The organism is Yersinia mollaretii ATCC 43969 (assembly GCF_013282725.1).
GTDB lineage: Bacteria > Pseudomonadota > Gammaproteobacteria > Enterobacterales > Enterobacteriaceae > Yersinia > Yersinia mollaretii.
Genome location: NZ_CP054043.1, coordinates 851,345 through 876,098 on the forward strand (window position 1 = coordinate 851,345; position 24,754 = coordinate 876,098).

A 24,754-nucleotide genomic window follows, 5' to 3' on the forward strand; every position below is an offset into this window, starting at 1 on the left:
CCACCAGCAAGCTCCCGGCTATGAGAGCTTGCCGTCTGGGGAAGAGTTACTCTTCTTCCAGCTCGATATTGATGCCCAGCGAGCGGATTTCTTTCAACAATACGTTGAAGGACTCCGGCATACCTGGTTCCATACGGTGATCGCCATCCACGATGTTTTTGTACATCTTGGTACGGCCGTTTACATCGTCGGACTTGACGGTAAGCATTTCCTGCAATGTGTACGCGGCGCCATAAGCCTCCAACGCCCACACTTCCATCTCACCGAAGCGCTGACCACCGAACTGAGCCTTACCACCCAGCGGCTGCTGAGTAACCAGACTGTAAGAACCGGTAGAACGCGCATGCATTTTGTCATCAACCAAGTGGTTCAGTTTCAGCATATACATGTAGCCGACAGTAACCTGGCGCTCGAACTGCTCACCGGTACGGCCGTCAAACAGAGTAATCTGACCAGAAGTTGGCAGGCCACCCAGCTGTAACAGTTCCTTGATCTCTTTCTCTGTCGCACCATCGAAGACTGGCGTTGCGATTGGCATACCTTTTTTCAGGTTCTCAGCCAGACGCAGTACTTCGTCATCGGTAAAGGTGCTCAGATCCACTTTCTGACAAACGTTGTCGCCCAGATCGTAGGCTTTCTGGATGAACTCACGCAGTTTGGCAACTTCTTCCTGCTTCTTCAGCATGGCGTTGATTTTCTCGCCGATGCCTTTCGCTGCCATCCCTAAGTGGGTTTCCAAAATCTGACCGATGTTCATACGCGATGGTACGCCCAGCGGGTTCAGAACGATGTCTACCGGCGTACCGTTTTCATCGTAAGGCATATCTTCGATCGGGTTAATCTTGGAGATAACACCTTTGTTACCGTGACGACCCGCCATCTTGTCACCCGGTTGAATCTGACGTTTAACGGCCAGATACACCTTGACGATCTTCAGCACGCCCGGTGCCAAATCATCACCTTGGGTGATCTTACGACGCTTGGCATCCATCTTCTTCTCGAATTCGGATTTCATTTCGTCGTACTGCTCTGCCAACTGTTCCAGCTGGTTTTGCTTGTCTTCGTCGGTCAGGCCCAGTTCCAGCCAGCGATCACGTGGTAACTTGCTCAGCTTGTCAGCTTCGATGCCACCAGAAACCAGTACTGCGTGGATACGTGCAAACAGGCCCGCTTCCAGAATCTGCAACTCTTCAGTCAGGTCTTTCTTAGCCTGCTTCAGTTGCATCTCTTCGATTTCCAACGCACGTTTGTCTTTTTCTACGCCATCGCGAGTAAAGACCTGCACGTCGATAACCGTACCGGAAACACCGTTTGGTACACGCAGAGAAGAGTCTTTAACGTCAGACGCTTTCTCACCGAAGATCGCACGTAACAGCTTCTCTTCTGGCGTCAGTTGAGTTTCACCTTTAGGTGTCACCTTACCGACCAGAATGTCGCCGCCAGTCACTTCAGCACCGATATAGACGATACCGGACTCATCCAGTTTGGAGAGCGCAGCTTCACCCACGTTAGGGATGTCGGCAGTGATCTCTTCAGGCCCTAACTTGGTGTCGCGAGACACACATGCCAATTCCTGAATGTGGATGGTCGTGAAGCGATCTTCTTGCACCACGCGCTCGGAGACCAAGATGGAGTCTTCGAAGTTGTAACCGTTCCAAGGCATGAAGGCTACGCGCATGTTCTGACCCAATGCCAGTTCGCCCAAGTCTGTTGATGGGCCATCTGCCAGCACGTCGCCGCGCTCGATTGGCTCACCCAGATTCACACACGGCATCTGGTTGATACAGGTGTTCTGGTTAGAACGGGTGTATTTGGTCAGGTTATAAATATCAATGCCTGCTTCGCCCGGATACATTTCGTCTTCGTTAACTTTAATAACGATACGGGATGCATCTACGTACTGAACAGTACCGCCACGTTTGGCTACAGAGGTTACCCCTGAGTCAACCGCTACCGCACGTTCCATACCCGTACCTACCAGCGGCTTATCAGCACGCAGAGTAGGAACGGCCTGACGTTGCATGTTCGCACCCATCAAGGCACGGTTGGCGTCATCGTGTTCCAAGAATGGAATCAGAGAAGCACCAACGGACACCACCTGTTGAGTGGAAACGTCCATGTAGTCAACTTGATCGCGGCTGAACAGGCTTGATTCGCCTTTGCTACGACAAGTGACTAAGTCTTCAATGAAGCGGCCGTCTTCGTCCAAGTTGGAGTTCGCCTGAGCGATAACGAAGTTGCCCTCTTCAATAGCAGACAGGTAGTTGATTTCATCAGTCACCACACCGTCACGCACGCGACGATACGGAGTTTCCAGGAAACCATACTCATTGGTCTGTGCGTACACGGACAAGGAGTTGATCAGACCGATGTTTGGACCTTCTGGCGTTTCGATTGGACATACACGACCGTAGTGAGTCGGATGAACGTCTCGAACTTCAAAGCCAGCACGTTCACGGGTCAAACCGCCCGGGCCCAATGCAGAAATACGACGCTTATGCGTGATTTCAGACAGCGGGTTGTTCTGGTCCATAAATTGTGACAACTGGCTGGAACCAAAGAACTCTTTCACCGCAGCCGAAATTGGCTTGGCGTTGATCATGTCCTGAGGCATCAGAGTGTCGAGGTCGCCCAGAGACAAACGCTCTTTAACTGCACGCTCAACACGAACCAGACCAACACGGAACTGGTTTTCAGCCATTTCACCAACGGAACGAATACGACGGTTGCCTAAGTGGTCGATATCATCCACTTCGCCTTTACCGTTACGGATATCGATGAGCTTTTTCATCACTTCTGTGATGTCTTCTTTGCTCAGGATACCGGAACCTTCGATCTCGTCACGCAGCAGTGAACGGTTGAACTTCATCCGGCCAACCGCAGACAAATCGTAGCGGTCTTCAGAGAAGAACAAGTTCTCAAACAGATTTTCAGCTGCTTCACGTGTTGGTGGCTCACCAGGACGCATCATGCGGTAGATCTCAACCAGAGCGCTCAGACGATCGCTGGTTGGGTCAACACGCAGGGTCTCGGAGATATAAGCACCGTGATCCAGGTCGTTGGTGAACAGTGTTTCGATATGCTTGTGGCCAGACTGGCTCAGCTTAGCCAGTAGATCCAGTGACAGCTCCATGTTGGCTGCACAGATCAGTTCGCCCGTGTTCTCATCGATATAGTCTTTTGCGACCACTTTGCCGGCAATGTATTCAACCGGAACTTCGATGCGATCAATGCCGTCTTTTTCAAGCTGGCGAATATGGCGAGCAGTAATACGACGCGCTTTCTCGACGTAAACTTTGCCATTCGCTTCAATATCAAAGGATGCCGTTTCACCGCGCAGACGCTCTGGAACCAATTCCATCTGCAGCTTGTTGTCACGAATCTCAAAGACCACTTTGTCAAAGAACAGATCCAAGATCTGTGTAGTGGTGAAATTCAATGCACGCAGAATGATGGTTGCAGGCAATTTACGACGACGGTCAATACGGACAAACAGGTTGTCTTTCGGGTCAAACTCGAAATCTAACCATGAACCGCGATAAGGGATGATACGTGCGTTATATAGCACTTTACCCGATGAATGGGTTTTACCCTTATCACTGTCAAAGAAGACGCCTGGGCTACGATGCAGCTGAGATACGATAACCCTCTCAGTACCGTTAATGACAAAGGTACCGTTCTCGGTCATGAGTGGAATTTCACCCATGTAGACTTCTTGTTCTTTGATGTCTTTAACCGTACCTTCCGGAGCTTCACGCTCATAGATAACCAGACGCAGCTTAACGCGCAGCGGTGCGGAATAAGTCACACCACGGATCTGGCACTCTTTGACGTCAAATACTGGCTCACCAAGACGGTAGCTAACGTATTGCAGCTCCGAATTGCCGCTGTAGCTCTGGATTGGAAAAACAGAACGGAATGCTGCTTCTAGGCCGTGCTGCCCTTCGGGATCTTGCTCGATAAATTTCTGGAACGAGTCAAGTTGGATAGAAAGGAGATAAGGTATGTCCAAGACTTGTGGACGTTTACCAAAATCCTTACGAATACGTTTTTTCTCGGTATAGGAGTAAACCATAGGGTTCCTCAGCTCGCTGATCAGTGACCCACTCTGTCCGCCCTAACACTAGGACAGGTCATGCAACACTATTATTTTGATTGAGAAGTCGAAACACCTCTCGGAATACTCTTTCCTATCACTCTTAAACCATTTCATCGCGTTACTTTGACTACCGAGCTACCCGAGTGGGTCGTAGCTGAGAACGCAGTATATTAAGTCGTCAATAGAAAGGAATATTAGGGGTGAGTCAGTCGCTAAACAGTGTGAAATGCAACTGACGCCCTACAGCGCAAAAAGGCTGATGACTAAAAAGTCACCAGCCATCAGCCTATAAGTTAGGCTGCGAACTCAAAGCTTAACTTACTTGATCTCAACAGAAGCACCAGCTTCTTCCAGAGATTTTTTCAGAGACTCAGCTTCGTCTTTGTTCACGCCTTCTTTCAGAACTGCTGGTGCAGATTCAACCAGATCTTTAGCTTCTTTCAAGCCCAGACCAGTTGCGCCGCGAACAGCTTTGATTACTGCAACTTTGTTGTCGCCGAATGAAGCCAGAACAACGTTGAATTCAGTTTGTTCTTCAACAGCTTCAGCAGCAGCAGCAGGACCTGCAGCAACAGCAGCAGCAGAAACGCCGAATTTCTCTTCCATAGCAGAGATCAGTTCAACGATTTCCATTACAGACAGAGCTGCAACGCCTTCCAGAATTTGGTCTTTAGTGATAGTTGACATAACAAGTGTTCCTAAAATACAGAAATAGTTAATACGTTAAAAAGCAATGACTAAAAAAGTGAGGGCGATTAAGCCGCTTCAGCTTCTTTCTGGTCACGCAGCGCAGCCAAAGTACGAACCAATTTGCCAGCAGCGGCTTCTTTCATGGTTCCCATCAGACGTGCGATTGCTTCTTCGTAGGTCGGCAGAGTTGCCAGGCGGTCGATCTGAGCCGCAGGGATTAACTCGCCTTCAAAGGCTGCTGCTTTAACCTCAAATTTTGCATTATCTTTAGCAAATGCTTTGAACAGACGAGCAGCTGCGCCCGGGTGCTCAGTAGAGAATGCAATCAAGGTTGGACCAACAAACGTGTCTTTCAGGCATTCGAATGGAGTGCCTTCAACGATGCGACGCAGCAAGGTGTTACGAACAACTTGCATATGAACGCCAGCTTCACGACCTGCTTTACGCAGTTCAGTCATTTTATCAACGGTAACGCCACGAGAATCCGCAACAACCGCAGACAGCGCACCTTTGGCTACTTCTTTAACTTCAGCAACAATCGCTTGTTTGCCTTGAAGATTTAGTGCCATTAGTTCTTGCTCCTGGATTAACCGGGGAGTAATTCCCCGGAACTCACGTCACCCAACACACTACAAAATGCAGTGAACGGGCGTTGAAACACGGTGAGCAGAATCCAGCAAAGACTATTCTTTTCAATTCTTTATAAAAAAGAGAAAAAATTTCTTTAGGTTCTGTCACCGTCTACGCAGGAGATTAAGTTCTTTGCAGAACACCTGCGGTCTTGGACGGAGGCTTGGATAAGGCCAAGCTCCAACCGAAAAATTCTGTTTTCTGTTGAGAGAAAAAACACCTTCAACAGAAGCATGGGCGTAAGATTCTAGACAAACCTTACGCCCACGTAAAGCGATAAAAGCAAATAGTGATTAGTTCACTACTGCAGTCAGGCCGCTTTGATCAATAGCAACGCCGGCGCCCATGGTGGTGGACAGGCTGATTTTCTTGATATAAACGCCTTTCGCTGTAGCTGGTTTAGCACGCTTCAGCGCAACAATCAGTGATTCTAAGTTTTCTCTCAACTTCTCTGAGTCGAAATCAACTTTACCAATTGTTGTGTGGATAATACCGTTTTTGTCGTTGCGATAACGAACCTGACCTGCTTTAGCATTCTTAACTGCTTCAGCAACGTTAGGAGTCACAGTACCCACTTTAGGGTTAGGCATCAGGCCACGTGGACCCAAGATTTGGCCCAATTGACCCACAACGCGCATTGCATCCGGAGAAGCAATAACAACGTCGAAGTTCATTTCGCCTTTCTTGATTTGGTCAGCCAGATCTTCCATACCTACCAATTCAGCGCCTGCTTCTTTCGCAGCTTCAGCGTTTGCACCCTGAGCGAAAACAGCAACGCGTACTGAACGGCCAGTACCATGTGGCAACACAGTTGCACCACGAACGTTCTGGTCAGATTTACGTGCGTCGATACCGAGGTTAACGGCAACGTCCACGCTTTCTACGAATTTAGCAGTAGCCAGCTCTTTCAGCAGGGCAACAGCTTCGTTGATATCATATTGCTTAGTAACATCAACTTTGTCACGGATCACGCGCATGCGCTTGGTCAGCTTAGCCATTTATTAACCCTCCACTACCAGGCCCATGGAACGAGCAGTACCTTCAATTGAACGCATCATGTCGTCAATTGAAGCACCAGTCATATCCGCAGCTTTGGTTTCTGCGATTTCACGAACCTGAGCACTGGTCACGGTCCCTACTTTGTCTTTGTTCGGCTTACCGGAACCAGACTTAATACCAGCCGCTTTTTTCAGCAGAACTGCTGCTGGCGGGGTTTTAGTAACGAAAGTGAAAGAGCGATCAGAATAAACAGTAATAACAACAGGGATCGGCAGGCCTTTTTCAATGCTTTCAGTCTTAGCATTGAACGCTTTACAGAATTCCATGATGTTAACACCCTGCTGACCCAAAGCTGGACCAACTGGTGGACTTGGGTTCGCCATACCAGCTGCAACTTGCAGCTTGACATAGGCTTGTACTTTCTTAGCCATTTACGATTTCCTCGATTTGGGTAATATCGCCTCGTTTGAGGCTCCCCGTGTTTTGTCTCGCTTAGGGTTGCCACGGATGACAAAAGCAAAACATCTAAAAACAAAAGGCGCGAAATTATATTGTAATTTCGCGCCTAAGACAAGACTCAAATTCCAACCATTGTCGAAAAATGAATCAGCCTTTTTCTACCTGGCTGAAGTCCAACTCGACCGGTGTTGCACGGCCAAAGATGGAAACAGACACTTTCAAGCGGCTCTTTTCGTAATCCACTTCTTCAACGGTACCGTTAAAGTCTGCAAATGGACCATCGCTAACACGTACCAGCTCACCGGGTTCAAACAGTGTTTTAGGACGTGGCTTGTCACCCACTTGTTGAAGGCGATTCATAATCGCATCAACTTCCTTATCACTGATAGGTGCCGGGCGATCGGATGTACCACCGATAAAGCCCATGACACGTGGCACGCTACGCACTAAGTGCCAGCTAGCATCGTTCATCACCATCTGGACCAGTACATAACCTGGGAAGAATTTGCGTTCACTTTTACGGCGTTGACCACCGCGAATCTCGACGACTTCTTCCGTTGGAACCATGACTTCGCCAAACAGCTCTTCCATGTCATGTAACTTGATGTGCTCGCGCAGCGATTGAGCTACACGGCCTTCAAAACCGGAAAACGCCTGAACGACGTACCAACGCTTTTTTGGTGCTTCAGACATCTTAGAACCTCAGGCCAGTAATAAATGATACCAAGCGGACTAGGATACCATCTAGCCCCCATAGAATCAGTGACATTACAGCAGTTACCGCAGCAACGATTAACGTTGTGTGCAGCGTTTCCTGACGGGTAGGCCAAATCACTTTACGCACTTCCGTGCGAGCTTCACGAGCAAACGCTACAGTGGCTTTACCTTTTGCCGTCATCAGCGCAACAGCACCGGCAACAGCGATAATTACTACAACTGCCAACGCGCGCAGCGGCAAGCTGAAATCACGGTAATAATAATTGCCAACGATAGCTGCAACTAATAATACAGCAACGATTAGCCATTTAGCCGTTTCCAGGCCGCGTCCGCTCCCTGGAGCCTCGGTATTCGCACTCATAAACCAACCTGTCACTATGATTCAGAACAAACAACTTTGCTTCGCATCGCAAAGCAAACCAAGCCGAAGGATGCTCTAGAGACTCTCTAATCGGCACCATTCAGCACTATTCGCCGTACTTCCAGAGCCCATCTCACCGGTAATTATGATAAAAAAACTACTGATGAGATAGGTTCTAGTATGACAACGTAGAAAAAGGGCATCAAATGATGCCCTTTTATCGCATGTCGCGTCAAATCTTATTCAATGACTTTTGCAACAACGCCCGCACCAACTGTGCGACCGCCTTCACGAATAGCGAAACGCAGGCCATCATCCATTGCGATAGGGGCTATCAGGTTAACAACCATTTGAATGTTATCACCTGGCATCACCATCTCAACACCGTCTGGTAGCTCTATAGTACCGGTTACGTCAGTTGTACGGAAGTAGAACTGAGGACGGTACCCTTTGAAGAATGGCGTATGACGGCCACCTTCATCTTTACTCAGAATATAAACTTCTGATTCAAATTTGGTGTGCGGTTTGATCGAACCCGGTTTGGCCAATACCTGACCACGCTGTACATCATCGCGCTTAGTACCACGCAGTAGCACACCGACGTTCTCACCAGCACGACCTTCGTCCAGCAGTTTGCGGAACATTTCAACGCCAGTACAAGTGGTTCTAATGGTATCGATGATACCCACAATCTCGACTTCTTCACCGACTTTGACAATACCGCGCTCTACACGCCCCGTGACGACAGTACCACGGCCGGAGATAGAGAATACGTCTTCGATCGGTAGCAGGAACGGCTTATCGATAGCACGTTGGGGTTCTGGGATATAAGAGTCCAGATAGCCAGCCAGTTCGATAATTTTTGCTTCCCACTCAGGTTCGCCTTCCAATGCTTTCAGTGCTGAACCACGGACAATCGGTGTATCGTCGCCAGGGAAATCATAGGTAGACAGAAGATCACGCACTTCCATTTCTACAAGTTCCAGTAACTCTTCATCGTCAACCATGTCGCATTTGTTCATGAATACGATGATGTAAGGCACACCAACTTGGCGACCCAGCAGGATATGCTCACGCGTCTGTGGCATCGGGCCATCGGTTGCAGCAACAACCAAAATAGCGCCGTCCATCTGCGCAGCACCGGTGATCATGTTTTTAACGTAGTCAGCATGGCCTGGGCAGTCGACATGCGCATAGTGGCGCGCCGGCGTGTCATATTCAACATGCGAAGTGTTGATGGTGATACCACGGGCCTTCTCTTCCGGAGCGTTGTCGATCTGGTCGAATGCACGAGCACTACCGCCGTAGGTTTTAGCCAATACGGTAGTAATTGCAGCAGTTAGGGTAGTTTTACCATGGTCAACGTGGCCAATAGTACCCACATTAACGTGCGGTTTTGTACGTTCAAACTTTTCTTTAGACATCGATTGTCCCTCTAAGACACGGAATCGGTGGTTTCACCACATCAACCAAGCGCATGCTTGATGAATCCATAACACAGAAAGAAAAATCAGGGGGACGAGAGAATGAGAAATGGTGCTGATAGGCAGATTCGAACTGCCGACCTCACCCTTACCAAGGGTGCGCTCTACCAACTGAGCCATATCAGCGCATCTTGGAGCGGGCAGTGGGAATCGAACCCACATCATCAGCTTGGAAGGCTGAGGTAATAGCCATTATACGATGCCCGCGTCTTAGAACTCGGCTACCTGACTTAATCTGTAGAAACTTGAAAGGAAGGGCTCGGCCGCTTCACTCTTCATCGAGAGCGTTGCTCTCGCCTTGAGTGTGCATTGGGGTTCGATCTTCTGAATCACCCTGAGACTCAAGGTTAAATAGGGTGGTGGGGGAAGGATTATTCGTCACTTCGTTCCTCACCCTTCGGGCCGACGCTTTGCGTCGTTGTCTCGCTACGCTCGGCTCGAACCTTATCGAAGGTTTTCACCTTCCCCTTAAGTGCTCATTTGAATTCCTGATGTGGAATCAGCTTGAGACTCAAGGTTAAATATGGTGGTGGGGGAAGGATTCGAACCTTCGAAGTCGATGACGGCAGATTTACAGTCTGCTCCCTTTGGCCGCTCGGGAACCCCACCTAATTGTTAGTACTTGAATGGTGCCGGCACCAAGAGTCGAACTCGGGACCTACTGATTACAAGTCAGTTGCTCTACCAACTGAGCTATGCCGGCATCAAGTGCTGCGCATTCTAGGTAGAGCTGGCCTATGATGCAACAAAAAAATTGCATAAGTCACCCTTTTGCTCACAAAATGGCCATTTTTTTAAATCACAGCCGCATTATTGATCTAAATTAGCTTAATTAGCATCCAGTTCATTAACGATAGTAATCAACCCCCTCCGCAGGTGATATCACCCCAAAATAGGGCAATTCGCCCCAATACAGTGCTTACCTACCTAAAATTTTTGCGCCACCGAGGGTAATTGTACTGTCACTAACTTGGCTTGTTTATTGCTTAAACATCTTATTGCTTAAACATAAGTCGATGTACAGCTTAGGGGTTTCCGAGGAGTTTTATCATGAAGATAGTGTTACTTAACGCGGCGACATTGCCGGTCTACCAAAGCGAGCTGGCAAAATTACTGATGGATGCTGTCTCTCATGGAGCTTCTATTGGCTATAACACGCGTTCCCTTTCACAGGCAGAAGCTGAGAACTATTTTAGTGGCCTGCGGCCCGCTATCGCGAAAGGATCGCTCCTATTGTGGATAGCGCGCGATGAAACGGGAATCACAGGAACTATCCAATTAGATCTTTGCCAAAAGTCGAATGGCTTAAATCGGGCTGAAGTACAGAAATTATTAGTGCACAGTGGTAGCCGCCGTACGGGTGTTGGGCATAAATTGATTATAGAAATGGAGAAAGTTGCCGTTCAATTACGCCGGGGATTGCTCTATCTCGATACTCAAGCGGGTTCTCCGGCCGAATCATTTTACCGTGCACAAGGCTATTTCTGCATGGGGGAGATTCCTGATTATGCCTGTACGCCAGATGGCGATTATCATCCGACAGCGATTTACTTTAAGCGTTTATTCACGATAAATCAGTCGCATACCCTGATAGCCATGTAGTCGCGATCTTTACTATCAGTAAAAAATTTAGGGCTTACAATGTGCCTTCCAGATTGACTGGAATCACAACACACTTCAAAGAAATCACTCGCTAAGCACAAAAATGTCTACGCCAAAGAGCAAGCTGCCTATAATATGCAGCTTGTTTCTTATCTGGAGTTGGCGTCCAGCGCCTTGTCCACCTGCGTTAACAGGCAGAATTTGGCTTATGACAAAAAGAGATCAATCTTTAGCGACGCCTTATCTACAGTTCGATCGTACTCAGTGGGCAGCTCTACGCGACTCAGTACCATTGACACTAACAGAAGAAGAGATCGTTAAACTCAAAGGGATTAACGAAGATCTTTCATTAGATGAAGTGGCACAGATTTATCTACCACTCTCGCGCCTGCTTAATTTTTATATCAGTTCTAACTTGCGCCGCCAGGCTGTTCTGGAACAATTCCTTGGAACCGATGGCCAACGCATTCCTTATGTGATTGGTATTGCGGGCAGTGTCGCTGTCGGTAAAAGTACAACAGCTCGCTTATTGCAAGCGCTGCTGAGCCGCTGGCCGGAGCATCGCAGTGTAGAGTTAATTACTACTGATGGTTTTCTTTATCCAAATAAGGTGCTTAATGAGCGCGGTTTGATGAAGAAAAAAGGATTCCCGCAATCCTATGATATGCATAATTTGGTAAAATTCGTCTCTGAGGTAAAATCAGGTGCTGACTATGTTACCGCCCCTGTCTATTCTCATTTAATATATGATATCGTGCCTGATGGTAATAAGATCATTAAGCAACCAGATATTCTGATATTAGAGGGATTGAATGTACTTCAGAGTGGCATGGATTACCCTCATGACCCCCATCATGTATTTGTTTCTGATTTCGTAGATTTCTCTATATATGTGGATGCACCTGAGGATTTACTTCAGAGCTGGTATATTAATCGCTTCCTTAAGTTTCGACAGGGTGCATTTTCTAATCCTGACTCGTATTTTCATAGCTATGCGAAACTGCCTGAAACCGAGGCCGTTAAGATCGCAACTCAGTTATGGAAAGAGATTAATGGATTGAATTTAAAACAGAATATATTACCAACGCGTGAGCGGGCAAGTCTGATAATGACTAAGAGTGCTGATCATGCCGTTGAGAGTGTACGCTTAAGAAAATAATGAATTGCGGGCAATCATCGCTGCCCGCATAATTTATCTATTAAACACCGCGAAGAGATATCTCGCCACCAATATAAGGTTTTATAACACCATCCTGCTCCAGTAATAATGCACCTTGCTGATCAATGCCTCGAGCTACCCCATATATTTCTTGATTTCCAATAATCAGTCTTACAGGCCGATCAAGATAGTTATCCATTTCTCGCCAGCGAGAAATAAAGGCTGATAAACCTTCATTTTCAAATTTGACCACGGCCAGACGTAATTCGGATAACAGCTCAGCCGTCAGCTTATTACGATCGATAATAACGCCCGCTTCCTGTAAATTAATCCAGTCTTGATTAATGACATTGGTTGTCGATTCTCGCATAGTCAAGTTGATACCGGCACCAATGACCAACTGAGCAGCATCACCGGTTTTACCCGTAAGCTCGACTAATATACCTGCTAATTTTTTATCATTTAAATACAAGTCATTCGGCCACTTGACCCGAACCTTTTCAGCGCCTAACTTGTGCAGCACCTCAGCCATAACTATCCCAACAACAAGACTTAGCCCCATTGCTGCCGCTGGACCTTGCTCCAAACGCCAGAACATTGAGAGGTAAAGGTTGGCGCCAAAAGGCGATACCCACTGACGCCCACGCCTCCCGCGTCCTGCCTGTTGATATTCAGCCACACAGGCATCGCCAGATTTAAGTTCGCCTATGCGGTCTAATAAGTATTGGTTAGTCGAGTCAACAACGGGTAATACAGCCACCTGCCCAGCAGGCAAATAACTTAATATCTTTTGTTCATCAAGCAACTGGATCGGTGCGGGTAGACTATAGCCCTTGCCGGGAACAGTGAAGACATCTAATCCCCACTCTCTGACAGTTTGTATATGTTTGTTAATCGCAGCACGGCTCATGCCAAACATTTCACCCAACTGCTCGCCAGAGTGAAAAGCACCATCTGCTAATATACCGATTAACCGTAAAGGGATTTTAAAATCTTTCACGACAAACGCTCCACAGCATTAACCTCACCATTACTGGCGATAAAGCGTACCTCTGGTTCTAGCCAGATTGAAAATTTCTTTGCGACTTGCTGACGGATATAACTGGCAAGGCCAAGTACATCCTGACCCGTTGCCTCTGCAAGGTTAATCAGAACCAGAGCTTGCTGTTGATGTACCGCTGCCCCACCAATCTGGAACCCTTTAAGTGCACATTGATCAATAAGCCAACCAGCTGCCAGTTTTACTGAACCATCAGGTTGTAGATAATGAGGGGCATTAGGGTAACGTCTTACAATATCTTCGGCGACAGCAGCATCCACTACTGGATTTTTAAAAAAACTACCTGCATTGCCGGTAACGGTTGGATCTGGCAGCTTACTACGGCGCATTGCGCAGACAGAGTTGAAGATATCTTGCGCTGTAACATTTGATGGGTCCATGCGCGTTAAATCACCATAGCCCAATGTCGGCGTCCATGATTTCATTAATTTGATACCCACAGCGACGATGGCAAATCCATCTCCATACTGATGCTTAAATATGCTATCACGGTAACCAAATTGGCAATCTTCAGCTGAAAGACGCAGAACGGTGCCCTTATCCATATCAAGTAGGTCAACGTATTCGCAAACTTTTTGCAGTTCAACGCCATAAGCACCGATATTTTGAATAGGTGCGGAACCGACGCAACCCGGAATTAGCGCTAAGTTCTCTAAGCCGGGCATGTTGTTTTGCAATGAATAACAGACTAATTGGTGCCAATTCTCTCCAGCCCCGACATGCAGATGCCACGCAGCATCGTCTTCAGTAGAAGTGATACCTTTAATACGATTAAGTAATACTGTCCCTGAATAATTTTCGATAAATAGAACATTACTACCTTCACCTAGTAAAAGTACGGGTTTGTGCTTAGATATAGATTCACGCCATGCGTTAATCAATTCTTCAATCGAGTTGGCACTGATTACGTGACTCGCGTAGGCTGATAGCGCGAAAGTATTGAGATGTTTTAGCGGGGAACCTTGATTCAACATTACATTAGATACTCATTCTAACTAGCTCTGACGCTAGTCTAACCGATCATAATACGCATATTGTATTTTGTTTTAAGTGAGAGCATAAAAAACTGCACCCTGACTTGTTGGGCTTCCAACTGTCAGAGTGCAGTTCAGTCGCGGAGACTTTTTTTGGTTTTGACACATAGCAAAAACCCCACGCTTTTGGCATGGGGTCTCGGCTTGATTTGATGCCTGGCAGTGTCACAGTATTCGTCTCATCTTGAGGATGAGTCTCACCCCTTCGGGGCCAGCGCAAGGCGCTGTTCAAACTGCATGCGCAGTAGTATTCGTCTCATCTTGAGGATGAGTCTCACCCCTTCGGGGCCAGCGCAAGGCGCTGTTCAAACTGCATGCGCAGTTTGTCGCATGTCATGCTCGAATAGCGCACGCCAGAACCATAAACAAAAAAGGCCACCCATCAGGGTAGCCTTTTTTGTTTATTTGATGCCTGGCAGTGTCCTACTCTCGCATGGGGAGACCCCACACTACCATCGGCGCTACGGCGTTTCACTTCTGAGTTCGGCATGGGATCAGGTGGGACCACCGCGCTAAGGCCGCCAGGCAAATTCTGTTTCAATCAACTCGCTCACGATAAACTCTCGTCAGCCAGCCAATCCAATCTCGGAACATTCGCTGAAAATCTACTCTCAAATCACCAAAACACCTTTGGTGTTGTAAGGTTAAGCCTCACGGATCATTAGTACTGGTTAGCTCAATGCATCGCTGCACTTACACACCCAGCCTATCAACGTCATAGTCTTTAACGTTCCTTCAGGGGGCTTAAAGCCCCAGGGAAGACTCATCTCGAGGCAAGTTTCCCGCTTAGATGCTTTCAGCGGTTATCTCTTCCGAATTTAGCTACCGGGCAATGCCATTGGCATGACAACCCGAACACCAGTGATTCGTCCACTCCGGTCCTCTCGTACTAGGAGCAGCCCCTCTCAATCTTCCAACGCCCACGGCAGATAGGGACCGAACTGTCTCACGACGTTCTAAACCCAGCTCGCGTACCACTTTAAATGGCGAACAGCCATACCCTTGGGACCTACTTCAGCCCCAGGATGTGATGAGCCGACATCGAGGTGCCAAACACCGCCGTCGATATGAACTCTTGGGCGGTATCAGCCTGTTATCCCCGGAGTACCTTTTATCCGTTGAGCGATGGCCCTTCCATTCAGAACCACCGGATCACTAAGACCTACTTTCGTACCTGCTCGAGCCGTCACTCTCGCAGTCAAGCTAGCTTATGCCTTTGCACTAACCTCACGATGTCCGACCGTGATTAGCTAACCTTCGTGCTCCTCCGTTACTCTTTGGGAGGAGACCGCCCCAGTCAAACTACCCACCAGACACTGTCCTCACCCCGGATTACGGGGCCGAGTTAGAACATCAAACATTAAAGGGTGGTATTTCAAGGTTGGCTCCATGCAGACTGGCGTCCACACTTCAATGCCTCCCACCTATCCTACACATCAAGGCTCAATGTTCAGTGTCAAGCTATAGTAAAGGTTCACGGGGTCTTTCCGTCTTGCCGCGGGTACACTGCATCTTCACAGCGAGTTCAATTTCACTGAGTCTCGGGTGGAGACAGCCTGGCCATCATTACGCCATTCGTGCAGGTCGGAACTTACCCGACAAGGAATTTCGCTACCTTAGGACCGTTATAGTTACGGCCGCCGTTTACTGGGGCTTCGATCAAGAGCTTCGCCTTGCGGCTGACCCCATCAATTAACCTTCCAGCACCGGGCAGGCGTCACACCGTATACGTCCACTTTCGTGTTTGCACAGTGCTGTGTTTTTATTAAACAGTTGCAGCCAGCTGGTATCTGCGACTGGCTTCGGCGCCGAGAGCAAGTCTCTTTACCTAATGCCAGCGTGCCTTCTCCCGAAGTTACGGCACCATTTTGCCTAGTTCCTTCACCCGAGTTCTCTCAAGCGCCTGAGTATTCTCTACCTGACCACCTGTGTCGGTTTGGGGTACGATTCAATGTTACCTGATGCTTAGAGGCTTTTCCTGGAAGCTTGGCATCAACTACTTCTGCACCGTAGTGCATCGTCATCACACCTCAGCGTTGATAAGCAACCGGATTTACCAAGTCACTCCGCCTACATGCTTAAACCGGGACAACCGTCGCCCGGCTAGCCTAGCCTTCTCCGTCCCCCCTTCGCAGTAACACCAAGTACAGGAATATTAACCTGTTTCCCATCGACTACGCTTTTCAGCCTCGCCTTAGGGGTCGACTCACCCTGCCCCGATTAACGTTGGACAGGAACCCTTGGTCTTCCGGCGTGCGGGTTTTTCACCCGCATTATCGTTACTTATGTCAGCATTCGCACTTCTGATACCTCCAGCAGCCCTCACAGGCCACCTTCAACGGCTTACAGAACGCTCCCCTACCCAACAACGCCTAAGCGTCGCTGCCGCAGCTTCGGTGCATGGTTTAGCCCCGTTACATCTTCCGCGCAGGCCGACTCGACCAGTGAGCTATTACGCTTTCTTTAAATGATGGCTGCTTCTAAGCCAACATCCTGGCTGTCTATGCCTTCCCACATCGTTTCCCACTTAACCATGACTTTGGGACCTTAGCTGGCGGTCTGGGTTGTTTCCCTCTTCACGACGGACGTTAGCACCCGCCGTGTGTCTCCCGTGATAACATTCTTCGGTATTCGGAGTTTGCATCGGTTTGGTAAGTCGGGATGACCCCCTAGCCGAAACAGTGCTCTACCCCCGAAGATGAGTTCACGAGGCGCTACCTAAATAGCTTTCGGGGAGAACCAGCTATCTCCCGGTTTGATTGGCCTTTCACCCCCAGCCACAAGTCATCCGCTAATTTTTCAACATTAGTCGGTTCGGTCCTCCAGTTAGTGTTACCCAACCTTCAACCTGCCCATGGCTAGATCACCGGGTTTCGGGTCTATACCTTGCAACTAGACGCCCAGTTAAGACTCGGTTTCCCTACGGCTCCCCTATTCGGTTAACCTTGCTACAAAATATAAGTCGCTGACCCATTATACAAAAGGTACGCAGTCACACCACGAAGGTGCTCCCACTGCTTGTACGTACACGGTTTCAGGTTCTATTTCACTCCCCTCGCCGGGGTTCTTTTCGCCTTTCCCTCACGGTACTGGTTCACTATCGGTCAGTCAGGAGTATTTAGCCTTGGAGGATGGTCCCCCCATATTCAGACAGGATGTCACGTGTCCCGCCCTACTCATCGAGTTCACAGAAGGTGTGTTTTTGTGTACGGGACTATCACCCTGTACCGTGCGACTTTCCAGACGCTTCCACTAACACACAAACTGATTCAGACTCTGGGCTCTTCCCCGTTCGCTCGCCGCTACTGGGGGAATCTCGGTTGATTTCTTTTCCTCGGGGTACTTAGATGTTTCAGTTCCCCCGGTTCGCCTTGCATGGCTATGTATTCACCATGCAATAGTGCAACGAATTGCACTGGGTTTCCCCATTCGGGTATCGTCGGTTGTAACGGTTCATATCACCTTACCGACGCTTATCGCAGATTAGCACGCCCTTCATCGCCTCTGACTGCCTAGGCATCCACCGTGTACGCTTAGTCGCTTAACCTCACAACCCGAAGGTGTTTCTGTGCTCAAAGTGGTTGCGCGTTCACAAATGCGGTGTTGTTCCGTGCGCGCAATCCTCATGAACGTTAAGTTCACTCCGGTTGCTGTGCGCGGTACGCCTTGCCTTTGCGTCGCTCACTCACTTTTTGACATTGAAAACCTGTCGCATTGCGATTATTTGAGAGACTCTAATACAGGTTACTTCTTATCTCAGTACTGCTACGGAGAGATAAGTTTCAGCTGTATTGTTTCAATTTTCAGCTTGTTCCAGATTGTTAAAGAGCAATATCTTAAACACGACTCGTTAAAGTCATCTTTAAGATATTTTTTAGTTCATAAAGAACCAGTGATAATGTCTTTCACACATTATCGGATTGGCGTCCCCAAGGGGATTCGAACCCCTGTTACAGCCGTGAAAGGGCAGTGTCCTAGGCCTCTAGACGATGGGGACACAAAAATTGCTACTGAATCAGTGATTCAGTATTTTTGTGTAAAGGTGAGAATGTGGTGACACATTCGAACGACTGATGCAGTAAATACTCGATGCCGAGGTTCTACAGCACAATCATCACCCTCATCAACAGGTGCTCTTGCTCATTACATTCATCAGACAATCTGTGTGGACACTACGCAATGCGTATCGTTAGGTAAGGAGGTGATCCAACCGCAGGTTCCCCTACGGTTACCTTGTTACGACTTCACCCCAGTCATGAATCACAAAGTGGTAAGCGCCCTCCCGAAGGTTAAGCTACCTACTTCTTTTGCAACCCACTCCCATGGTGTGACGGGCGGTGTGTACAAGGCCCGGGAACGTATTCACCGTAGCATTCTGATCTACGATTACTAGCGATTCCGACTTCATGGAGTCGAGTTGCAGACTCCAATCCGGACTACGACAGACTTTATGTGGTCCGCTGGCTCTCGCGAGTTCGCTTCACTTTGTATCTGCCATTGTAGCACGTGTGTAGCCCTACTCGTAAGGGCCATGATGACTTGACGTCATCCCCACCTTCCTCCGGTTTGTCACCGGCAGTCTCCCTTGAGTTCCCACCATTACGTGCTGGCAACAAAGGATAAGGGTTGCGCTCGTTGCGGGACTTAACCCAACATTTCACAACACGAGCTGACGACAGCCATGCAGCACCTGTCTCACAGTTCCCGAAGGCACCGAAGCATCTCTGCTAAGTTCTGTGGATGTCAAGAGTAGGTAAGGTTCTTCGCGTTGCATCGAATTAAACCACATGCTCCACCGCTTGTGCGGGCCCCCGTCAATTCATTTGAGTTTTAACCTTGCGGCCGTACTCCCCAGGCGGTCGACTTAACGCGTTAGCTCCGGAAGCCACGCCTCAAGGGCACAACCTCCAAGTCGACATCGTTTACAGCGTGGACTACCAGGGTATCTAATCCTGTTTGCTCCCCACGCTTTCGCACCTGAGCGTCAGTCTTTGTCCAGGGGGCCGCCTTCGCCACCGGTATTCCTCCAGATCTCTACGCATTTCACCGCTACACCTGGAATTCTACCCCCCTCTACAAGACTCTAGCTTGCCAGTTTCAAATGCAGTTCCCACGTTAAGCGCGGGGATTTCACATCTGACTTAACAAACCGCCTGCGTGCGCTTTACGCCCAGTAATTCCGATTAACGCTTGCACCCTCCGTATTACCGCGGCTGCTGGCACGGAGTTAGCCGGTGCTTCTTCTGCGAGTAACGTCAATCAATCGTGCTATTAACACGACTGCCTTCCTCCTCGCTGAAAGTGCTTTACAACCCGAAGGCCTTCTTCACACACGCGGCATGGCTGCATCAGGCTTGCGCCCATTGTGCAATATTCCCCACTGCTGCCTCCCGTAGGAGTCTGGACCGTGTCTCAGTTCCAGTGTGGCTGGTCATCCTCTCAGACCAGCTAGGGATCGTCGCCTAGGTGAGCCATTACCTCACCTACTAGCTAATCCCATCTGGGCACATCCGATGGCGTGAGGCCCGAAGGTCCCCCACTTTGCTCTTGCGAGGTCATGCGGTATTAGCTACCGTTTCCAGTAGTTATCCCCCTCCATCAGGCAGTTTCCCAGACATTACTCACCCGTCCGCCGCTCGCCGGCAAAGTAGCAAGCTACTTTCCGCTGCCGCTCGACTTGCATGTGTTAGGCCTGCCGCCAGCGTTCAATCTGAGCCATGATCAAACTCTTCAATTTAAGATTTGTTTGATTTGCTACTAATGAAAGTAGCGATGCTCAAAGATTACTTTCTGCAAATATGCATTCGAACCGAAGTTCAAATGTGTACTGCTTTGGTCACTCTTCAAGACTTTGATATTGCTTCTGCCTGCCGAAACAGGCTTCGATATCGTCTTGCGAGTGCCCACACAGATTGTCTGATAAATTGTTAAAGAGCGTTCGTTACCCGTTTGCCTTGCGGCGAATCTTACGGTAACGCGGGAGGCAGATAATACGCTTTCCCGCTGAAGAGTCAAGGTTTTATTTGGTTTCTTTCGAACTCAAACGCCTTCTTTTCTCTTCCTGACCCGACGAAGTGTGTTTCGTTGTTCCCGGTCAGTGGAGGCGCATTATAGGGAGTTCCTGACAGGCTGCAACCCCTAATTTGAAAAAACTTTTCAACCGCGTTTTATTTCAACAAGTTGCTGTGATATACAGCGGTATTGCTATTTTTCGTACTGTAGTGCTGAGAAATCCTGAGTAAAACTGCTGACTTGTTGCCAATCAGTATATTCAATTTCTTTACTCGTATCGGTTTCTCCACCTGTCATACGCATAATCAGCTGAATCATCACTCGATCTATCCAGCGATAGCGGGGATAACGCAGGGCACCTGCAAATACTGCACATAGTGTGGGTTGCCAAGGCGTGCTGAGTAAGAATTTACGGACATAGGCATTCGTTTGTGGAGATCGTTTTTCTGGCTTACGTGCTGTCAGATTTACCGCAAAGAAGGCACTCGGCATTTGATTTAGCTGTTCGACGTGTTTGCTAACGAATTGACTCAATACCGGACTGAAATGCCCATAACGCACAGAGGCACCAATCATGACTTGTTGGTATTGGTTCAAGTCAATTTGCCCAACCTGCGATAGGTCCTGTATTTCACAGGTCGCCGTCGCTGACAGTTGCTTAGCTATATAAGAAGCAATTGCCTGTGTTTGGCCATCTCGGCTAGAGAAGAGTATCAGTACGTTCATAGCAATGTTCCTTATGCAGAATTACTCTCGCCAGAATGTTGGGGTGAAAAGCACCAGCAAGGTGAAGACTTCCAATCGGCCAAATAACATAGTTATCACCAATATCCATTTAGCCGCTGGATTCATAGATGTGAAGTTATCAGCGACCACTCCCAGACCCGGCCCGAGGTTATTTAGCGTCGCGGTGACAGCGGCAAAAGCGGAGAACTCATCAACCCCAGTTGCGATGATCGCCAACATACTGATGATGAAAACCAAGGCATAAGCGGAGAAAAAGCCCCAGACTGCTTCCAGTATCCGTTCCGGCAGCGCCCGCCGCCCCAGTTTGATGGTATAAACCGCATTCGGGTGGACAAGTCGTTTTAATTCACGCGAACCTTGCAGATAGAGCAGCAAGATGCGGATAACTTTCAAACCGCCCCCAGTCGACCCCGCACATCCACCAATAAAAGCAGAGCATAATAAGAGTATCGGTAGGAACAGCGGCCACTTAGAGATACTGTCGGTCGTGAAGCCCGCCGTTGTCGCCATAGAGACTACTTGGAAAAATGCCTGATTTAAGGTTTCCAGCCCCGATTTGTACACACTATGTTGCCAGAGCACTAAGGTACAAACGATAACCAGCGTCAATTGTACAAAGATAAACATGCGGAATTCGGGATCGCGCCAATACACTTTCAAACTGCGTCCACTCAGAACCGCAAAATGCAGGCCAAAGTTACAACCAGAAATCAGCAAGAAAATGCCAATAATGGTGTTAATGGTAGGGCTGTTGAAGTAGCCGATACTGGCGTCATGGGTTGAGAAGCCGCCAATCGCGATAGTAGAGAAGCTATGAGAGATAGCATCAAACACGGACATCCCCGCGCCCCATAGGGAAAGCGCACAGGCGATAGTCAGCAATACATAGATGAGCCAGAGTGTTTTGGCTGTTTCAGCAATTCGTGGCCGCATTTTATTGTCTTTCAGTGGGCCGGGCATCTCTGCTCGATAGAGCTGCATCCCCCCGACACCCAAAATCGGCAAGATAGCGACCGCCAACACAATGATCCCCATACCACCGAGCCATTGCAGCATTTGTCGATAGAATAAAATGGCTTTAGGCAGTGAATCCAATCCGACCAAGGTGGTCGCACCGGTGGTTGTTAGCCCAGAGAATGACTCAAAAAATGCATCGGTGAGTGAAAGGTTTGGCCGCTCTGAGAATAAGAAAGGTAATGCCCCCACGCTACCCAGCACCGTCCAGAAAAGCACCACGATAAGAAAGCCCTCACGGGGCTTAAGTTCATGTTTTTGTTTTCGGTTCGGTAGCCAGAGCAAAAGACCTATCGACAGAGCAACAAAAAAGGTTTCGCTGAAGGCACGGCCGGCACCATCACGATAGATTAAGGCTACCAGTCCGGGAATAAACATTGTTCCGGAGAATAGGATGACCAGCAGACCAACAATACGGGTTATGGCACGAAAATGCATTCCGGCACGTTCCTTAGCAATTCACTTGGATGGGGATTATTGCGAAATGGGCGTCAATTGCAACGTACCACGACTGAGATCACGCAATTTGTCCCCGACCTGACTGGCTTGAGTTGCTGGCAAAGAGAGATGAAGTGTCACGAGTTCCGCGTATTCACTCCGTAAAGTCTGTCCTTCAACTTGCTGTAATAAAGTTTCTACCCTAGCAAGCTGCGCGTAGTCACACTGCAAAGTATATTCTACCTGCGGGACTTTATATTTTACTTCGATCTGTTTTAACGCCTGCTGAACGCCGCTACCGTAAGCCCTTACCAGCCCGCCCGTTCCCAGTTTGATGCCACCATAATAACGCACAACGACCGCCGTGATTTCTCCGATACCGCTGCCCATAAGCTGAGCCAGTATGGGTTTCCCCGCCGTGCCAGAGGGTTCACCATCATCGGAAAAACCCAATTGTTGTGAATCCGCTGGCGTACCCGCAACAAAGGCCCAGCAGTGATGCCGGGCGGTTGGGTGTTGCTGCTTAACCTGCTGAATAAAATCTTTCGCTTCATTCACCCCACAGGTATGTGCCAGTAAGGTGATGAAGCGACTTTTCTTGATCTCTTCGCTGATTGACACCGGCGCAGCAGGTATCAGGTAAGGCTGCATCAGGCTAATTTCAGATCACGTGTCATATTCTCAACCCGCTTATCGTGAATAACAATATTGTCTTCTATGCGTATACCACCATAAGGTTTCAGCGCATCGATACGATCCCAATTGAAATGCCGACTGAACTCGCCGGTACGCCACGGAGCTAACAGCGATTCGATAAAGTAAAGACCCGGTTCGATGGTCAAGACCATACGTGGTTGCAGAATCCGCGTGCAACGCAGGTAAGGATACTTGGATGGAGCACTGAGATGCGTACCTTTGTCATCTTGCATAAAACCAGCGGTATCATGCACTTGCAATCCAAGTGGATGCCCTAAGCCGTGAGGGAGGAATGGGCAGGTAATGCCTTGTTCGACCATCGCCTCTTCGCTGATACCGGTGACCAAATTATGAGTGCGCAGCAGTTTGGCAATGCGCTGATGCATCTGAACATGATAATCGGTATAGCGCTCGCCACTTTTAATGGTTTTGATCAGTTCAAGCTGCTCGGTATTCAGGTCTCTAATTAATGCTGCAAAATCGCTGTCACTGTCTGCGGCATAGGTACGAGTCAGGTCGGCAGCATAGCCGTTATATTCAGCGCCCGCATCCATAAGGAAGCTGCGCATTTCTGCCGGAGGCTGATGCTGTAACGTGGTGTAATGAAGTACCGCCGAGTGTTCATTCAGCGCAACAATATTATCGTAAGGGACATCAGTATCACGGTGACCCGTCGCCATCAGATACGCCAAATTGATATCAAACTCACTCATGCCAGACTGGAATGCTTCATGAGCTGCACGATGCCCAACCACTGCGGTCTTTTGCGCTTCACGCATACACGCCAGTTCATAATCCGTCTTATAAGAGCGGTAGAAATGAAGATAGTCCAACACCGGTTGCGGATTGATGTTTTCGGCACTGAATCCCAACGCCTGAGCGCGCAGTTGGGCATACCCAATGTACGCCACTCGATCACGTTGCACAGGTAATTGCTGCGCAATGTCATCCGCGTTAGTTAATGGCCGGATATCGATAGCCTTGGTCCAGAAGCTGTCCGGCAATGGCTCAACACTGTGCCAATAATCGACTGGAGAGTAGAACCATAGCTTCGGTGTATTGACCCCATCTACCCATAACCAGCAGTTTGGTACTTGAGTGACAGGCACCCACGCTTTGAATTGGGCGTTTGCTTTAAAAGGATAGTCGCGGTCATCGAGAAAAATTCGTTGTAATTCACCGGAATGAATCAGTAAAGCATCTAACTGATGACGCTCCAGCACATCACGGGTGCGCTGTTGTAGGGTGGATAAATGTTCGTTATATAAAGAAGCCAGCGTTTCCATCACAGTACCCTTTGCTATTAGAACTTAATTTTTTAATCTTATCATAGTCACCGCGGCCATGTTTCGACGACACACATTCCAAGACGTGATAACAACGGCATCCAAAATAACTGACCTGACAGCCAGCCCGCAAGCGAGCAATAACCTCGTTTTTCAGCCTCTCGAGCCGCCTCGAATAAAATTGATGAAAATCAATTAGCCCATTCGATTGACTGTGATCTTCACTGCAAAAAATCAATCTCTTATTTGCAATTCATTAACAAAATA

At 48.6% G+C, this 24,754-nt stretch carries 16 protein-coding genes, 5 tRNA genes, 3 rRNA genes and 1 other RNA gene; 2 read left to right on the forward strand and 23 right to left on the reverse strand.

The window, feature by feature from the left end:
* Positions 1 to 46: 46 nt before the first annotated feature.
* The 13 genes from rpoB to HRD69_RS03765 all read right to left on the reverse strand — a co-directional run bounded on the left by rpoB (position 47) and on the right by HRD69_RS03765 (position 10,142).
* On the reverse strand, positions 47 to 4,075 hold the full coding sequence (gene rpoB, locus HRD69_RS03705; RefSeq protein WP_004876764.1) for a DNA-directed RNA polymerase subunit beta: 4,029 nt from the start codon (positions 4,073 to 4,075) through the stop codon (positions 47 to 49).
* Between the two features lie 342 nt (positions 4,076 to 4,417).
* Positions 4,418 to 4,786, reverse strand: coding sequence for a 50S ribosomal protein L7/L12 (rplL, locus tag HRD69_RS03710; protein ID WP_004876762.1), 369 nt, complete (start codon positions 4,784 to 4,786; stop codon positions 4,418 to 4,420).
* A 68-nt stretch (positions 4,787 to 4,854) separates the two neighbouring features.
* Entirely contained in the window at positions 4,855 to 5,358 is a 504-nt protein-coding gene (gene rplJ / locus HRD69_RS03715) for a 50S ribosomal protein L10 (RefSeq protein WP_004876760.1), read from the reverse strand.
* Between the two features lie 354 nt (positions 5,359 to 5,712).
* Positions 5,713 to 6,417, reverse strand: coding sequence for a 50S ribosomal protein L1 (rplA, locus tag HRD69_RS03720; protein ID WP_004876758.1), 705 nt, complete (start codon positions 6,415 to 6,417; stop codon positions 5,713 to 5,715).
* A gap of 3 nt (positions 6,418 to 6,420) precedes the next feature.
* Positions 6,421 to 6,849 (reverse strand): 50S ribosomal protein L11, encoded by a 429-nt coding sequence (gene rplK, locus HRD69_RS03725; RefSeq protein WP_004393384.1) that lies wholly within the window; start codon positions 6,847 to 6,849, stop codon positions 6,421 to 6,423.
* Positions 6,850 to 7,024: 175 nt separating this feature from the next.
* On the reverse strand, positions 7,025 to 7,570 hold the full coding sequence (nusG, locus tag HRD69_RS03730; protein WP_004876755.1) for a transcription termination/antitermination protein NusG: 546 nt from the start codon (positions 7,568 to 7,570) through the stop codon (positions 7,025 to 7,027).
* 1 nt (position 7,571) lies between these two features.
* A complete protein-coding gene (gene secE, locus HRD69_RS03735) occupies positions 7,572 to 7,955 on the reverse strand; it encodes a preprotein translocase subunit SecE (protein WP_004704671.1) in 384 nt (127 codons plus the stop codon).
* 239 nt (positions 7,956 to 8,194) lie between these two features.
* Complete coding sequence (gene tuf / locus HRD69_RS03740; RefSeq protein ID WP_004876753.1) at positions 8,195 to 9,379, reverse strand: elongation factor Tu; 1,185 nt, start codon at positions 9,377 to 9,379, stop codon at positions 8,195 to 8,197.
* A gap of 110 nt (positions 9,380 to 9,489) precedes the next feature.
* Positions 9,490 to 9,565: transfer RNA gene (locus tag HRD69_RS03745), tRNA-Thr, on the reverse strand.
* Positions 9,566 to 9,571: 6 nt separating this feature from the next.
* Positions 9,572 to 9,646, reverse strand: a tRNA-Gly gene (locus HRD69_RS03750).
* 147 nt (positions 9,647 to 9,793) lie between these two features.
* A non-coding RNA gene (locus HRD69_RS03755) (RtT sRNA) lies at positions 9,794 to 9,920 on the reverse strand.
* Positions 9,921 to 9,963: 43 nt separating this feature from the next.
* Positions 9,964 to 10,048, reverse strand: a tRNA-Tyr gene (locus HRD69_RS03760).
* 18 nt (positions 10,049 to 10,066) lie between these two features.
* Positions 10,067 to 10,142, reverse strand: a tRNA-Thr gene (locus tag HRD69_RS03765).
* Between the two features lie 347 nt (positions 10,143 to 10,489).
* Between HRD69_RS03765 and HRD69_RS03770 the strand changes: the two genes are divergently transcribed.
* Both HRD69_RS03770 and coaA read left to right on the forward strand, forming a co-directional pair.
* Positions 10,490 to 11,041 carry a GNAT family N-acetyltransferase gene (locus HRD69_RS03770; RefSeq protein WP_004876751.1) on the forward strand — a complete coding sequence of 184 codons (552 nt, stop codon included), beginning with the start codon at positions 10,490 to 10,492 and terminating at the stop codon, positions 11,039 to 11,041.
* A gap of 208 nt (positions 11,042 to 11,249) precedes the next feature.
* Positions 11,250 to 12,200, forward strand: a complete 951-nt coding sequence (gene coaA / locus HRD69_RS03775; protein WP_004876750.1) for a type I pantothenate kinase — start codon at positions 11,250 to 11,252, stop codon at positions 12,198 to 12,200.
* A gap of 40 nt (positions 12,201 to 12,240) precedes the next feature.
* Here coaA and birA read toward each other — a convergent pair whose 3' ends face one another.
* The 10 genes from birA to pepQ form a co-directional block, all read right to left on the reverse strand.
* Complete coding sequence (gene birA / locus HRD69_RS03780; protein WP_032815228.1) at positions 12,241 to 13,200, reverse strand: bifunctional biotin--[acetyl-CoA-carboxylase] ligase/biotin operon repressor BirA; 960 nt, start codon at positions 13,198 to 13,200, stop codon at positions 12,241 to 12,243.
* A complete protein-coding gene (gene murB / locus HRD69_RS03785; protein WP_004876746.1) occupies positions 13,197 to 14,234 on the reverse strand; it encodes a UDP-N-acetylmuramate dehydrogenase in 1,038 nt (345 codons plus the stop codon). Before murB ends, birA begins: the two co-directional genes overlap by 4 nt.
* Before the next feature lie 470 nt (positions 14,235 to 14,704).
* Positions 14,705 to 14,820, reverse strand: a 5S ribosomal RNA gene (rrf, locus tag HRD69_RS03790).
* 114 nt (positions 14,821 to 14,934) lie between these two features.
* Positions 14,935 to 17,841 (reverse strand): 23S ribosomal RNA (locus tag HRD69_RS03795).
* A 374-nt stretch (positions 17,842 to 18,215) separates the two neighbouring features.
* Positions 18,216 to 18,291, reverse strand: a tRNA-Glu gene (locus HRD69_RS03800).
* Positions 18,292 to 18,488: 197 nt separating this feature from the next.
* Positions 18,489 to 20,031 (reverse strand): 16S ribosomal RNA (locus HRD69_RS03805).
* Together the 16S, 23S and 5S rRNA genes with 1 tRNA gene alongside form the textbook arrangement of a ribosomal RNA operon.
* A 467-nt stretch (positions 20,032 to 20,498) precedes the next feature.
* Positions 20,499 to 21,032, reverse strand: coding sequence for a menaquinone-dependent protoporphyrinogen IX dehydrogenase (gene hemG / locus HRD69_RS03810; RefSeq protein WP_004875889.1), 534 nt, complete (start codon positions 21,030 to 21,032; stop codon positions 20,499 to 20,501).
* Between the two features lie 21 nt (positions 21,033 to 21,053).
* Complete coding sequence (gene trkH, locus HRD69_RS03815) at positions 21,054 to 22,505, reverse strand: Trk system potassium transporter TrkH (protein WP_004875888.1); 1,452 nt, start codon at positions 22,503 to 22,505, stop codon at positions 21,054 to 21,056.
* 36 nt (positions 22,506 to 22,541) lie between these two features.
* Positions 22,542 to 23,156, reverse strand: coding sequence for an IMPACT family protein (locus HRD69_RS03820; RefSeq protein ID WP_032814906.1), 615 nt, complete (start codon positions 23,154 to 23,156; stop codon positions 22,542 to 22,544).
* On the reverse strand, positions 23,156 to 24,487 hold the full coding sequence (pepQ, locus tag HRD69_RS03825) for a Xaa-Pro dipeptidase (protein ID WP_004875887.1): 1,332 nt from the start codon (positions 24,485 to 24,487) through the stop codon (positions 23,156 to 23,158). Before pepQ ends, HRD69_RS03820 begins: the two co-directional genes overlap by 1 nt.
* Positions 24,488 to 24,754: the final 267 nt, after the last annotated feature.

Bases quoted from the DNA above. Each gene is read 5' to 3' on its own strand.
- rpoB (WP_004876764.1), bottom strand. From the start codon at position 4,075: ATGGTTTACTCCTATACCGAGAAAAAACGTATTCGTAAGGATTTTGGT.
- trkH (WP_004875888.1), bottom strand. From the start codon at position 22,505: ATGCATTTTCGTGCCATAACCCGTATTGTTGGTCTGCTGGTCATCCTA.
- secE (WP_004704671.1), bottom strand. From the start codon at position 7,955: ATGAGTGCGAATACCGAGGCTCCAGGGAGCGGACGCGGCCTGGAAACG.
- rplL (WP_004876762.1), bottom strand. From the start codon at position 4,786: ATGTCAACTATCACTAAAGACCAAATTCTGGAAGGCGTTGCAGCTCTG.
- HRD69_RS03820 (WP_032814906.1), bottom strand. From the start codon at position 23,156: ATGCAGCCTTACCTGATACCTGCTGCGCCGGTGTCAATCAGCGAAGAG.
- murB (WP_004876746.1), bottom strand. From the start codon at position 14,234: ATGTTGAATCAAGGTTCCCCGCTAAAACATCTCAATACTTTCGCGCTA.
- rplJ (WP_004876760.1), bottom strand. From the start codon at position 5,358: ATGGCACTAAATCTTCAAGGCAAACAAGCGATTGTTGCTGAAGTTAAA.
- rplK (WP_004393384.1), bottom strand. From the start codon at position 6,849: ATGGCTAAGAAAGTACAAGCCTATGTCAAGCTGCAAGTTGCAGCTGGT.
- tuf (WP_004876753.1), bottom strand. From the start codon at position 9,379: ATGTCTAAAGAAAAGTTTGAACGTACAAAACCGCACGTTAATGTGGGT.
- rplA (WP_004876758.1), bottom strand. From the start codon at position 6,417: ATGGCTAAGCTGACCAAGCGCATGCGCGTGATCCGTGACAAAGTTGAT.
- pepQ (WP_004875887.1), bottom strand. From the start codon at position 24,487: ATGGAAACGCTGGCTTCTTTATATAACGAACATTTATCCACCCTACAA.
- HRD69_RS03770 (WP_004876751.1), top strand. From the start codon at position 10,490: ATGAAGATAGTGTTACTTAACGCGGCGACATTGCCGGTCTACCAAAGC.
- nusG (WP_004876755.1), bottom strand. From the start codon at position 7,570: ATGTCTGAAGCACCAAAAAAGCGTTGGTACGTCGTTCAGGCGTTTTCC.
- hemG (WP_004875889.1), bottom strand. From the start codon at position 21,032: ATGAACGTACTGATACTCTTCTCTAGCCGAGATGGCCAAACACAGGCA.
- coaA (WP_004876750.1), top strand. From the start codon at position 11,250: ATGACAAAAAGAGATCAATCTTTAGCGACGCCTTATCTACAGTTCGAT.